The sequence below is a fragment of the Colwellia sp. PAMC 21821 genome (genome assembly GCF_002077175.1).
GTDB lineage: Bacteria > Pseudomonadota > Gammaproteobacteria > Enterobacterales > Alteromonadaceae > Cognaticolwellia.
Genome location: NZ_CP014943.1, coordinates 1,994,769 through 2,008,482 on the forward strand (window position 1 = coordinate 1,994,769; position 13,714 = coordinate 2,008,482).

At 39.3% G+C, this 13,714-nt stretch carries 13 protein-coding genes; 6 read left to right on the forward strand and 7 right to left on the reverse strand.

All coding sequences use genetic code 11. The features are described 5' to 3' along the window. Window positions 1-33 precede the first annotated feature (33 nt). From trkA to def, 4 genes are read right to left on the reverse strand one after another with little or no spacing between them, the layout of a single operon-like run. On the reverse strand, window positions 34-1,413 hold the full coding sequence (gene trkA, locus A3Q33_RS08400; protein ID WP_081179562.1) for a Trk system potassium transporter TrkA: 1,380 nt from the start codon (window positions 1,411-1,413) through the stop codon (window positions 34-36). A 12-nt stretch (window positions 1,414-1,425) separates the two neighbouring features. Continuing rightward, window positions 1,426-2,742, reverse strand: a complete 1,317-nt coding sequence (gene rsmB / locus A3Q33_RS08405) for a 16S rRNA (cytosine(967)-C(5))-methyltransferase RsmB (RefSeq protein WP_081179563.1) — start codon at window positions 2,740-2,742, stop codon at window positions 1,426-1,428. 2 nt (window positions 2,743-2,744) lie between these two features. After that, window positions 2,745-3,746 (reverse strand): methionyl-tRNA formyltransferase, encoded by a 1,002-nt coding sequence (gene fmt / locus A3Q33_RS08410; RefSeq protein ID WP_081179564.1) that lies wholly within the window; start codon window positions 3,744-3,746, stop codon window positions 2,745-2,747. Between the two features lie 48 nt (window positions 3,747-3,794). Further along, window positions 3,795-4,310: a peptide deformylase gene (gene def, locus A3Q33_RS08415; protein ID WP_081179565.1), complete on the reverse strand. Its 516-nt coding sequence runs from the start codon at window positions 4,308-4,310 to the stop codon at window positions 3,795-3,797. A 117-nt stretch (window positions 4,311-4,427) separates the two neighbouring features. Between def and A3Q33_RS08420 the strand changes: the two genes are divergently transcribed. From A3Q33_RS08420 to A3Q33_RS08435, 4 genes are all read left to right on the forward strand, one after another. Further along, entirely contained in the window at window positions 4,428-5,516 is a 1,089-nt protein-coding gene (locus tag A3Q33_RS08420) for a LysM peptidoglycan-binding domain-containing protein (RefSeq protein WP_081179566.1), read from the forward strand. Window positions 5,517-5,548: 32 nt separating this feature from the next. Further along, window positions 5,549-6,688, forward strand: a complete 1,140-nt coding sequence (gene dprA, locus A3Q33_RS08425; protein ID WP_231295810.1) for a DNA-processing protein DprA — start codon at window positions 5,549-5,551, stop codon at window positions 6,686-6,688. Between the two features lie 2 nt (window positions 6,689-6,690). Continuing rightward, window positions 6,691-7,164: a DUF494 family protein gene (locus tag A3Q33_RS08430; protein ID WP_081179567.1), complete on the forward strand. Its 474-nt coding sequence runs from the start codon at window positions 6,691-6,693 to the stop codon at window positions 7,162-7,164. Between the two features lie 93 nt (window positions 7,165-7,257). Then, a complete protein-coding gene (locus A3Q33_RS08435; protein ID WP_081179568.1) occupies window positions 7,258-7,833 on the forward strand; it encodes a DNA topoisomerase family protein in 576 nt (191 codons plus the stop codon). A 49-nt stretch (window positions 7,834-7,882) separates the two neighbouring features. Here A3Q33_RS08435 and A3Q33_RS08440 read toward each other — a convergent pair whose 3' ends face one another. Both A3Q33_RS08440 and purE read right to left on the reverse strand, forming a co-directional pair. Further along, a complete protein-coding gene (locus A3Q33_RS08440; RefSeq protein ID WP_081179569.1) occupies window positions 7,883-9,037 on the reverse strand; it encodes a 5-(carboxyamino)imidazole ribonucleotide synthase in 1,155 nt (384 codons plus the stop codon). A gap of 10 nt (window positions 9,038-9,047) precedes the next feature. Beyond that, a complete protein-coding gene (gene purE, locus A3Q33_RS08445) occupies window positions 9,048-9,530 on the reverse strand; it encodes a 5-(carboxyamino)imidazole ribonucleotide mutase (RefSeq protein WP_081150594.1) in 483 nt (160 codons plus the stop codon). Window positions 9,531-9,850: 320 nt separating this feature from the next. Between purE and A3Q33_RS08450 the strand changes: the two genes are divergently transcribed. Next, on the forward strand, window positions 9,851-11,212 hold the full coding sequence (locus A3Q33_RS08450) for an AMP-binding protein (protein ID WP_231295811.1): 1,362 nt from the start codon (window positions 9,851-9,853) through the stop codon (window positions 11,210-11,212). Window positions 11,213-11,226: 14 nt separating this feature from the next. Next, entirely contained in the window at window positions 11,227-11,484 is a 258-nt protein-coding gene (locus tag A3Q33_RS20825; RefSeq protein ID WP_231295812.1) for an AMP-binding enzyme, read from the forward strand. A 63-nt stretch (window positions 11,485-11,547) separates the two neighbouring features. On the opposite strand, the gene A3Q33_RS08455 is transcribed toward A3Q33_RS20825, so the two are convergent. Beyond that, on the reverse strand, window positions 11,548-13,494 hold the full coding sequence (locus A3Q33_RS08455) for an alpha/beta hydrolase family protein (RefSeq protein ID WP_081179570.1): 1,947 nt from the start codon (window positions 13,492-13,494) through the stop codon (window positions 11,548-11,550). Window positions 13,495-13,714 lie beyond the last annotated feature (220 nt).

Sequence of the window (13,714 nt, forward strand, 5' to 3'; positions counted from 1 at the left end):
TATTTCCTTCATCTTAAAAGCAGCAAATGTCGCTTAGAAAAATGTTATAGCATCGAGTTGGAACAAAGTTTCAACGTCATTAATATAGCGCTTGTTCACTAAAAATAGCACTACATGGTCTTCTGCTTGTATTCTGGTGTCTGAATGGGCAATTAACACTTCGTCGTCGCGCACGATGGCACCAATGGTGGTGCCGGGCGGCAATTTAATCTGTTGAATAGTTTTACCCACTACTTTAGATGACTTTTCATCGCCTTTAGCCACTATCTCTATCGCTTCAGCCGCACCACCTCGTAAACTATATACATTATCAATATTACCACGGCGTACATGGGTTAATAAGGCTGAAATGGTCGCGTGCTGCGGCGAAACCGCAATATCAATATTACTGCCGTGTACTAAATCTATGTAAGCGCTGCGCTGGATCAATACCATGGCTTTGCGTACACCTAAACGTTTAGCTAATAATGATGACATAATATTTGCTTCGTCATCATTCGTTACGGCAATAAATACGTCAAACTGATCAATATGTTCTTCCATCAGCAATTCTTGATCAGACGAGTCACCGGTAAATACTAAGGTGTCGTTGAGCTCTGAGGCTAAATATGCTGCACGTTTAGGGGAATGTTCAATTAACTTAACTTGATGGTTTTTCTCTAATAAACGGGCCAACCCTGAGCCAATATTACCACCACCGGCGATCATGATTTTTTTATAGGGTGCTTCTAATTTTTGCAGTTCGTTCATTACCGCGCGAATATGAATTGATGCAGCAATAAAGAATACTTCGTCATCGGCTTCGATAACTGTAGTGCCTAATGGGCGAATAGGTTTACCGTTTCGATAAATTGCTGCCACCCGGGTATCAATATTAGGTATATGCTCACGCAATGTTGATAAGGCATGGCCGACCAATAAACCACCGTAATAAGCTTTAACCGCCACTAAACTTACTTTACCTTCAGCAAACTCTAAAACTTGCAGTGCGCCAGGGTAGTCAATAAGTCGAGCGATATCACGTGTCACTAATTGCTCAGGGGCTATTACATGATCAACAGGGATGTTTTTATTTTGAAAAAGTTCTTTTTGATATTTAAGAATTTTACTTGAGCGAATTCTGGCTATTTTATTCGCCGTATTAAATAAAGAGTAACAAATTTGGCAAGCAATCATGTTGGTAGCATCATCATTGGTCACTGCAACAACGAGCTCAGCATCTTCAGCGCCAGCTTGTTTTAGTACATCAGGATGAGACCCGTGACCAACAACAACGCGCAAATCCATTTTGTCTTGTAATTCACGCAAGGTTTCACTGTTGGTATCTATTAGCGTAATGTCGTTTTTTTCACCGACAAGGTTTTCTGCTAATGTTCCACCAACTTGCCCAGCACCAATAATTATAATTTTCATTTAAGATTGCTTTTATTGTTGTTTTTTAACCAATTTGGCGTAGTAAAAACCGTCCATCGAGTTTTCGTTGGTCAATATCTGCCAACCAATATCATTTACATTGCTGGTTATCGATACATGTTCAGCATCAGAGTTTTCATCAACAAATCTTTGAACTTGTTCACTATTTTCTTCTGGTAATACACTACATGTTGCATACAGCAAAGTACCACCGGGTTTCAGTAAAGACCATACATTTTTTAAGATATCTTGTTGTAAGTCAGTTAATACTGCAATGTCTTGGCTTTTACGTAACCATTTAATATCAGGGTGGCGGCGAATTACACCGGTACCAGAACATGGAGCATCAAGTAATATTCGATCAAAGAGTTGGCCATCCCACCATTTTTCAGGTGTAGCGGCATCACCGGCAATCACATTTGCTTGCAGGTTTAAGCGCTGCAAATTTTCATGTACACGCAACAATCGAGACTCTTCAATATCAAGTGCCGTCATCGCTTTAATTTTTGGGCTAAATTCAAGGATATGGCAGGTTTTACCGCCAGGGGCAGCGCAACAATCCAGTACATTGTCATTAGGCTGACAATCCAGTAAAAGCGCAGCTTGTTGTGCAGCACCATCTTGAATTGATACCCAACCTAGTTGAAACCCCGGTAGTTTGTTCACGTCGACGGCTTCAACTAATCGAATAGCCGATGACTTTTCATCAATATAGGCATGTTCAATTTCTGCATCAGCTAATAGCGTTAAGTATTGTTCAACACTGTTATGCAGCGTATTAACGCGCAACCACATGGGGGGTCTGTCCATATTTGCGATGAGGATATCTTGCCAACTATCAGGGTAGCCAGTTTGTAATTTCTTAATAAACCAAGAAGGGTGGTTATATGCGATAGCGGCAGGGAGCTTGCTAATGTCGGGCTGAATATTTTGCGCTACTAATTGTGCTTGCTGGCGTTGAAAATTTCTTAATACGCCGTTAATAACACCTTTCAAATGCTCACACTTTAAGGGTTTGCAGGCAGAAACTGTTTCGTTAAATGCGGCGTGGTCTGGTATACGGGTATATTTAATTTGATACACCCCAACCAATAATAAAAAGTGACCCACACGTTGTTTGCCGATAAATGGCTTTTTAATGAAATCACGAACATCATTTTCAAGCTCAGGCAGGTGTCTTAATACGCCATAGCAAAGTTCTTGTAGAAGGCCTTTGTCTTTAATATCTATTTTTGCGATTTGTTGAGGCAGTTCGTCAGACAAACTTCGCCCTTTATCAACAACGGCAAAAGTACAGCGAGCGGCGAGTGCTCTAAGGTTAGCGGCCATAATTAAGTTAACTCTTGTTGAGGTTGTATAGGCCCATTGATCGATTGGCCTTTAGCAAACCAGTCGGCTTTGCCATTAAGTATGTCAGCTACGGCTAACGCTTTTTTGCCTGGAAGTTGTAATATTTCAAGCCGTAAAGCATTTGTTGTTGTCGCAACCACAATGCCTTGCTTGTCACAGCTTATAATCGTGCCGGGTTTTTGATTATGCTCAAGCTCAATAACACTGGCTTGCCACACTCGAATACGATGCTCTTTACTGTTTTCATTAAAAGTAAATTGCGCGACAGGCCATGGGATATAAGCTCTGATTTTACGATCAAGTACAGTAGCAGGCTGCTGCCAGTTTAATTCTGCATCAGCTTTATCAAGCTTGGCCGCGTGTGTTGCTTGCGCATTGTCTTGAGGCTGACGTTTATATTCACCTGAAGCCATCAATGTTATTGTTTCTAATAACGCTATTGGGCCTAGCTCAGCTAACTTATCGTACAAACTTGCGCTAGTGTCTTGCGCTGTAATGTCGCAAGTTGCGGTTAAAATCATATCACCGGTATCGAGACCTTTATCCATTTGCATAATGGTAACGCCCGTTTGTGGGTCTCCTGCTTCTAAAGCACGTTGAATAGGAGCTGCACCTCGCCATTTAGGTAAAATGGAACCATGAACGTTAATACAGCCTAATTTGGGTGTCTCTAAAATAACGGTTGGCAGCAGTAATCCATAAGCAACCACGACCATAACATCTGCTTGATAGCTTGCTACGGTTAGTTGTGACTCTAACGTTTTAAAGTTCTCAGGCTGCTGTACGGGAATATTATTTTCTAAGGCTAATAGTTTAGTTGCACAAGCTGTGAGCTTTTTACCACGTCCTGCTGGTTTGTCAGGCGGGCAATAAACCGCGACAATATTATGCTCTGATTGCAACAGTGCCGCTAAGTGTTGAGCGGCAAAGTCAGGGGTACCAGCAAAAATGATGTTTAAAGGTTTCGTTACGGCGTTGGGCAAAGGTATTTCCAAAATGCAATTAAGTTATATTGTTATTCGAGCAAAAAATTAAGCGTTGGCTTTGTCTAAGCGCGCTTCTTTTTCTAATTTCTTTTTGATGCGCTGACGTTTAAGTGGCGATAGGTAATCCACAAATAGTATGCCGTCAAGATGATCCAGCTCATGCTGAATACAAATAGCTAATAGTTCTTCACCATCTAAGGAAAATTCTTTGCCATTTTCATCAAGGGCGGTCACCGTAACATCAACACTACGGTCAACCTTTGCATAGCAACCAGGTACAGATAAACAACCTTCTTCATTAATAAGTTTGTCATCGCTTTTGCGAGTGATAACAGGATTTATTAACACGTAAGGGTGTTCTTTATTTTCTGAAACATCCATAACGACAATTCTTTGGTGAATATCAACTTGGGTTGCTGCCAAACCGACACCATTTTCGTCATACATAGTTTCAAACATGTTACTGATAATAGTGCGAATTTCATCGTTAACTTCAGTTACAGGTTGTGCTTTTGTTCTTAATCTCTCATCAGGAAATCGTAATACAGGTAAAATAGCCATAATTTATCAAAAGAGTTCGCGAAAGTTCGCATAGAGTGTTATGTTTCAATTTTAGCCATTAATTATAATTAATCATAGTGGTTTAGGATAAAACCTACTAATAATAGGCAGATTAACATGCTAATAAGAATATTTTCGTTGGTACTTGGCGTTGTTATGTCAGTATCTTTACTGGCTGATGAGCTAACCATTAAGCCAGATGCTCCTAAATCTTACATCGTTAAGAAAGGAGATACCTTGTGGGATATATCAGGTATATTTCTCAATCAACCTTGGTTATGGCCTAAGTTATGGCGCCTTAACCCTGAAATTAACAACCCGCATTTAATTTATCCGGGTGATGAACTTCGTCTAGTTTTTGACGCACAAGGCCAACCTATGTTGGTTAAAGGTAAGCCTGAACTTAAATGGTCACCTAAAGTGCGCAAACAATTAAAAGATCAAAACCCGGTCAGTACTTTACCTTTAAACACCATTGCACCTTATATTCGCTACGATAGTGTGAAAAGTTTAGCTGAGTTAGAAGGCCTACCTAAAATTATTGGCAGCGATGGAGGGTATAAGTCGAGTATAGACGGCTTTAAAGTTTATATTAACAGTGACCTTATCGTTGGCCAAAGTTATGGCATTTACCATAAAGGGGAAGCTATTGTTGACCCAGAAACGAATGAAAATTTAGGTTATAACATTAGACTTGTTGGTACCGGCAAAGCATCACAAAGTGGCGACATGAGCAAGAAACAGCCAAGTACTGTTTTTGTTGATGGTGCAAAACGTGAAATTCGCTCTGGTGCCTTTGTTATACCGGTAAATGAAGGTCAAAAGTATCCTTCAATATTTACTATGCGAGCTGCCACACAAGAAACAAAAGGCCTTATCGTTAGCTCCGCAACTAAACTACGTGAATTTGCTAAATTTGATGTGGTGATGATTAATAAAGGCAATAGCCAAGCGGTTCAGGTTGGCGATGTGTTAATGGTAAACAGGAAAAGCCCAGCGGTTGTCGAAACAGATGATGGTCCGCAATATACCAAAGATACTTCTCGTTGGAACAAACTCGCCAATAGCAACTATTCAGATTACGATATGCCGTCTGAAATTATTGGCCAAGTAATGGTATTTAAAGTTTATGACAAGGTCAGTATGGCGTTAATTCTTCATTCTGAAAAACCATTACGTGTGCTTGATGGAGTCGCCGCACCGTAACCTTAGAGTTGGCCACTCTTAAGGAGAAGCAAGTGGCAAATAATATAAATAGCAGCGAAAAAAAGGATTTAACGTCTGCACATTACTGGCTAGCAGTGAAAGCAATTCCACGACTGGCCAGTCATAAAAAAATTGCTTTAGTCGAAAAATATGGACTAACCGCTCTATTTTCTTCAACTGCTGAATTAACTCAGTCAGGTTTAACAAGTCCTCAGCGACTTGCTATTTCTTCACCTGACTGGGAACTCTTCTCGAAAATTATTTCTGATTCACAGCTCTGTCAAAGTCAAATTGTGCCTTTTGATGACCCAGTATACCCTCAATTATTAAAAGAAATTTATGATCCACCGATAGTGCTTTTTGTGCGCGGTAATATCGATTTGTTGTTATTACCTAAGATGGCGATTGTGGGGAGTCGTAACGCTACAATTTCAGGCCGAGAAATAGCCCATAAACTGGCAGGGCAATTAACAGAAAAATTTGTTGTCACCAGCGGTATGGCATTAGGTATTGATGCACAAGCACATTTAGGTGCTTTGCATAATCAAGGATTTACCATCGCTGTAGTCGCAACAGGGCTAGATTTAACTTACCCGTCTCGACATAGAGAACTACAAAAAAATATTATTGAACATAACGGTCTCATTATTAGTGAATTTGCGCCAGGTGTGGCCCCTAAGCAAGGGCATTTCCCAAAACGAAATCGTTTGATCAGTGGCTTAAGTTTGGGCGTAGTGGTGGTTGAGGCGTCATTGAAAAGTGGTTCTTTAATTTCAGCGCGTTGTGCATTAGAACAAGGTAGAGAAGTATTTGCCGTGCCAAGTTCTATTTATAACGTGCAGGCAAAAGGTTGTCACTGGTTAATTAAACAAGGAGCTAAACTTGTTGAGGACATTGCCGATATAGAGGAAGAGTTCGAAGATATTGTAAAAGATGGTCTAAACTTAAATAGAAACAAAGAGAAAGATAATTCAACAACAAAAAGTACTAAACAGGACTTGTGTAAAGATCCAATGTTAGCTAGTGTGGGATATGAAATCACGCCTGTAGATTTAGTGGTTTCTCGTAGTAAACTACCCATAGATGTAGTGCTAACTCGTTTAACAGTACTTGAGCTCAAAGGTCTGGTATCTGCGGTGCCAGGGGGCTATATTAAATTAAATAGGGGCTAGTTATGTTTGATATCTTGATGTATCTTTTTGAAAACTATATTCATAGTGAAGCCGAGGTTATGGTTGATCATGAATTACTCACCGACGAATTAACGCGTGCTGGTTTTCACCAAGATGAAATATACAAAGCGCTTGCTTGGCTAGAGAAACTCGCCGCCTTGCAAGACACTGAGACTTATCCTTATTTAACTCGAGTAGGTAATCAATCTATTCGAATTTATACATTACAAGAAAGCCAAATTCTTGATGTAGAATGTCGTGGTTTTTTAATGTTTTTAGAGCAGGTTAATCTATTAGATTTTACCACCCGTGAAATGGTGATTGACCGAGTGATGGAACTCGATACAAAATTCTTCTGTATCGATGATTTAAAGTGGGTGGTGTTGATGGTGCTATTCAATGTGCCTGGTAAAGAAAATGCCTACTCTCAAATGGAAGACCTGATTTTTGATGAGCAAGAAGGTCCTTTACACTAGCGCTTTTCATACGCGTAACTTGCCCGAAAATTACGCTACAGTTCATCCGATAAAATATGACATAATAGCCATCTAATTTTTTAGGTGTCTATTATGTCAAATCCGGAAAAACCACTATTTTCACGTCATGAACATGCCTTAGAAAAAGCCAATGAAGTATGTCCAGATTGCGGTGCGAAGCTTGTCATCAAACACAGTAAGTCAGGTTCTTTTTTTGGCTGTGTTACTTACCCTGTTTGCCTACACACTAGAGCCGTTGTTGAACATGAGCGAGTTGACGACAAAATATTGGACGGCAGCGAATGTCCTGAATGTAGTCATGAGCTGGCGGTAAAACAAGGTCGATATGGCATGTTTATTGGCTGTACAAACTATCCTGAATGTCATTATATTGTTGCGCAAGACAACAATGAACTTGAGCAAAAAAATATTACTTGTCCACAATGTAAAAAAGGCAACTTACAGTCAAAAGTGAGTCGTTTTGGTAAAACATTTTATTCTTGTGATCACTATCCAAAATGTAAATTTGTCGTTAATCATGAGCCAGCCATTGGCGAATGTGAAAAATGTGGTTTTGGTTTATTGTTGAAAAGACAGATGGCGGCAGGTGAAAAACTACAGTGTGCATCTAAACCGTGTAGTCACTTTCAGAAAAACTCATCCGATTGATATAAAAAAACCAGCAATGCGCTGGTTTTTTTACCGATATCATAAAGCTTTAATTTAATTTGCTTTGGTATGCAGCTACATAAGGTTTAAGTTCATCGAATACTGCTATTGGCAGAATGTCAGCTAATAACGTTAATCGCTCAGCTAATTGTTTTTCAGAATTACCCGAGACATTAATATGGCCCATTTTACGGCCGGCGCGTTTGCTTTTGCCATACCAATGTAAAGTGGTACTTGCCACATTTAAGATTTCATTAGGTACTTCATCTTCACCCAGTATATTGATCATGGCTGATGGACGAATGAGCTCAGTACTACCAAGTGGTAAATCACATACAGCGCGTAAATGGTTTTCGAACTGGCAGGTATCAGCACCTTGCTGAGTCCAGTGACCAGAGTTGTGTACGCGAGGAGCAATTTCATTGACCAGTAATTGATCACCAATCTGGAAAAACTCAATGGCTAACACACCAATGTAATTTAACTCTGTTGCTATGCTATCAAACACTTTCTTGGCTTGTGCTTGCAGGACTTCATCTACCTTGGTGGCAATCGAGACACTTAAAACACCAGTAGTGTGATGGTTTTCGGTTAATGGATAAACGACTGTGTTTCCTTGGCTATCACGAGCACCCACTAAAGAGACTTCACGATCAAAAGGCACCATTTGTTCAGCAACTACAGCATGTTTAACACCTTGTTCACCGCCATCAAAAAACGCTTTAATATCAAGCCAAACTGCTTCCGCGTTTGTTTTATCTTTTAATCGCCACTGACCTTTACCATCATAACCAGCCAAAGCACTTTTTAAAATTAGCGGGAAAGATAAGTTATTTAATGCTTGGTCAAAGTCTGCTTTTGTTTCGATTATTTTATGCTTAGCATTTGCTACATCACATTTTACTAATAGGTCTTTTTCTAATCTTCTATCGCCGCCAACTTTAATCGCTTGGCTTGACGGACGCAGCTTTCCAGACGCCTGACAAAGGGCAAGAGTTTGATGGTCAATATGCTCAAATTCAGCGGTGATAAAATCTGCGAACTCAATACCTTGTGATAAGTTACCAAAAGTCATGTTGGTTGAAAGCGGGTCAACAACATTACCAGAGCCAACATCAAAAGCTCGTATATTGATATTTAACGGCTTAACAGCCAATGCCATCATACGAGCAAGTTGTCCTGCACCTAATACTAAAACATTCATCTCGCTAGCCTTATTCTGCAGGATTTGGATTATCAAGAATTGTTTGTGTCTGCTCTGTTCTAAATTTTTCAACAGCGGCTTGTACTGTAGGGTCGAAAGTACCAATAATCTGGGCAGCCAACAAACCAGCATTCGCTGCGCCTGCTGTGCCAATGGCTAAGGTACCAACTGCAATGCCTTTTGGCATTTGTACTATTGAAAGTAACGAGTCTTGGCCATTTAATGCTTTTGACTGAACAGGAACACCTAACACAGGTAAACTCGTGTAAGCGGCTGTCATACCCGGTAAATGTGCTGCTCCACCGGCACCACCAATAATAACGGTAATACCTCTATCTCTCGCACTTTCTGCATATTCAGCAAGCAAATGAGGTGTTCTATGTGCTGAAACAACTTTTGTTTCATACGGAACATTAAATAAGTCTAACATTTCAGCAGCATGCTGCATGGTGGGCCAGTCTGACTTTGAACCCATGATAATCCCAACTTTCATACGCTTAGTGCCTTTTGATAATGTGATTTGAAACCTACGTTATAGCTAGCGGACTGACTTAACGATTAGGTGAAATATAATTTGAGATTATAACGTGTTTATAAATATTCTGAAACGAGAAATCTGTCACGTGATCTTTTGAATGAAAAATACTTTACTAAGATATAGACCAAAGGATAATTTTTTAATTGTATTTTTGGCGTATGATAATTTTTATTTATAAACGCCGAATGTAGCTAAAATGTGATGTGATAAAAACGGATCAATCATTTAGTCCGCTTGTTATTAAAGGTCATTGCGCTAAACAGAAGAGGAAGGTCATGAGTAATATATATAACCAAGGCTTGGATAAAGTCGCGGCGAATAGTCAGCCACTTACGCCAATTAACTTTTTAAATCGTACCGCGGATGTCTATCCAGACAAAGTTGCGATTATTCACGGCAAGCAACAGATTACTTATCAGCAATACCGTAAAAATGTTCGTCGCTTGGCGTCGGGACTTATTAAATTTGGTGTTAAACCAGGACAAACAGTTAGTATTATGGCGGCTAACATTCCCCAATTTCTCGATGCACATTTCGCTGTACCACAAATAGGCGCGGTACTTAATGCTATCAATATTCGACTTGATGCAGCGAATATTGCTTTTATATTAGATCATGGCGAATGTGATGTATTGCTAACGGATACGGCATTTTCATGTGTTATTGAAGAAGCACTTGCGCTTTCATCGCGTAAACCTCTAGTCATAGATATTGATGATATTGAAGGCCCTGGCGGCGATAGGCTTGGGTCGATGGAATATAACGAATTACTTGCTCAAGGTGATGAGAATTTTAGCCAATCTTTCGTACAGGATGAATGGCAAGCATTGGCATTAAATTATACTTCGGGCACTACAGGTAATCCCAAAGGCGTGGTTTATTCGCATCGTGGCGCTTACTTGAACTCTATCGGGCATAATTTTATTTGGCCAACAAACAACAAAACAAATTACCTATGGACCTTACCCATGTTCCACTGTAATGGTTGGTGTTTTCCTTGGACCATAGTGGCTGTTGGAGGTACGCAAGTCTGTTTGAGACAAGTAGAGGTAGAGGCTGTTGTTAATGCCATGATAGATCATAAAGTTACTCACTTTTGTGGTGCGCCTATAGTACTTAATATGATTTTAAATGCAGATGAAGAATTGCTAACTAAGTTACCTAAAAATATTAAAGCCATGACTGCCGGCGCACCACCACCAGCGGCCGTGATTAAAGGCATTGAAAGCCTTGGTATTGAAATCACACAAAGTTATGGCTTAACTGAAGTTTATGGTCCCTGTGTCGTTAGCGAATGGAAAGATGAATGGAATGACAAAAGTGATGATGAACGAGCAGCGTTAAAAGCCCGTCAAGGTGTTCGTTACCCAACACAAGAAGATGTTGATGTGCTTGACCCTAGCACTATGGAGCCAGTACCTGCTGATGGCGAAACTATGGGAGAAATAATGTTTCGTGGCAATACCACCATGAAAGGGTATTTGAAAAACGAAAAAACGACAGAAGAAGCTTTTGCTGATGGTTGGTTTCACTCAGGAGACTTAGCGGTTAAGCACCCTGATGGCTATATTGAGATCCGCGACCGTTCTAAAGATATTATCATTTCGGGGGGGAAAATATTTCATCAGTTGAAATAGAAGGTGTACTTTATATGCACCCTGCTATTTTAGAAGCGGCAGTTGTCGCCAAAAAAGATGACAAATGGGGTGAAACACCCTGTGCCTTTGTCGGTTTAAAGAACGGACAAAGCATTACAGAACAAGAGGTTATACAGCATTGTCGTGATCATATGGCAGGCTTTAAAGTACCAAAAACCATTGTTTTTAGTGAGTTGCCTAAAACCTCAACTGGCAAGGTACAGAAGTTTGTATTACGTCAGAAGGTTAAAGACTTGTTTGAATCTACGTAAAAATCGATATTTAAAAGGCTAACATTTGTTAGCCTTTTAAATGAGTAAGTTATCAATAACGAATTATTTTAAGTGCTCATCTAAGAAGTGTAAAACCTTCCTCATGTAAGCTTTTTGGTTATCTGGGTTATAAAAACCGTGACCTTCTTTATCAACGACGAACCATTCATAATTTTTATTGTTTTTGTCTAACGCTTCACGTAAACGTTCAGCATGCTCGAATGGTGCACGTTCATCATCTTCACCATGTGCTAACAATAGTGGGATCTCTATTTTTTCTACATAGTTAACAGGTGACATACTTTTTAACTTTTCACTATCAGTACCTAGTGCCATTTTTAAATAGCTTAGTCCTGATCTTCTATCTTTAATATCACCTTCCTCAAACATAAGCTCTAAATCATAAATGCCGGCATTTGCGATAGCGCATTTATACGTTTTTGGGTAAAGTGCAGCACTTTGAATCGCAGAGTAAGCCCCAAAGCTTGCACCCATAATACATGCGCTATTTTCGCTAGCTTTATTGTTTTTTATTAACCATTGGTAAGCATCGTAAATATCTTGTTGGATTAACGTTCCCCAAGCTTGATGACCCGAAATTTCAAAGTTGCGACCATACCCCCCCGATCCGCGGTAGTTTACTTGTAACACAGAATAACCGTTTAATGCTAAATACTGCACGGTGCTTGAAAATCCCCAATAGTCACGAACACCATGTGGACCGCCATGGACCATAACAACTAATGGCGCTGGCTGGTCTGTTTTTGATGTCTTAGCTGCAGTAAAATAACCGCTTATAGTTGTGCCATCAGTAGCCGTTAACTTAATGGGTTCCATTGTTTGTAAATCTTTGCTTTGAATATCAGATGAATATTTAAAAAGTAAGCGAGCCGTATTTTTATTTTTATCGAATAGATAAAGGCTACCTGGATCTATATCCGAAGATACAGAGACAATATAGAAGCTATTATCTCGAGTGCGGCTAGTGATGTTAACTTTACTATAAGGAAATGACTGTAATAGCATTTTGAATGTGATCGCTTCTTCATTTTTTTTGTTAAGCATAATGTAAGCAGGATAGTCTTCGTCGACTCTTATAGCGTATGCCGTTTGTTCATCCGTAGACATTTCTATATCTGTTATATCAACAGCCTTGTCAGTAAAAATACTGGTATAGGAATAATTTTCTAAATTGAGTTTAAAAACGCCATGGCGCTCTTGTCGATAGTTATCGATAGTGTACAAATACTTACCAGATTCACTAATCGATAAAGGGGTTACTTTATCGCCTACTGTGCCCTCAGGTAGTATTTTCCAGCCATCTTTCTCTTTTAAATAAATTTTAATGTCGTTGTTTTTGTCTAGACCTGAGACGATTACTGGTTTGTCATCGCTATTAGCTAAAAACGTAGCAAACGATATGGGAGCTTTACCGTAATTTTTTTTAACAATACCGTTATAAACATTAAGTTTTAGTGCTGAAGCCATTCGCTCTCCTGTATTACTCATAGGAGTTGAACTGACTAATATATGTTTATCATCATCGGGAAGAGTATCAATAATCGTTCCCCAGCTTAATGTGGCTTCTTTCTTTCTAAGGCCTCTAGCGGTTTGACTATCGCCTGCTTGCATACCAAATATCATCTCACCTTTGTTTCCATCAAGGTTCACCGCATACAACTCGCCATAAGATACGGGTAATTCCCTTGAATAAATACGCTTAACTAACTGAATAACTACACGCTCATTATTTACCCAATAAAATTTGCCGGGTTCATAGTTAGCTCGAAAAGAGACTGTCCCAACAGTCTTCATCGTTTCACGCTCTAAAAATAGCAGAATTACACGGTCTTCATGACGTACAGATAGTGCTAGGTGCTCACCATCAGGAGATATTTTGGCATTATTATATTGAGAATGATCAAATAGGTTTTCCCAATTATTGGCTGATAATGTCGGATTAATTAAAAATCCTAAAAGAATTAACAAAAAATATTGTGCTAACTTCATGGTAATTTATTCCCTTGTCTTACATAAGTTGTTTCGAAAGAAGTAGGAAATATAGCCAAATAAATATTATTCATTGAGATAAGTCCATTTTGTATTTATACCGTTCCTTCGAGATAAAGATTGTGAAAAATTTGAATTATATTTTTTAATAATCATAAAACTATTAATTAAAACAAACAAGTAGCGAGTATTAATCGTGATTTTTTTCAAATTAAATACA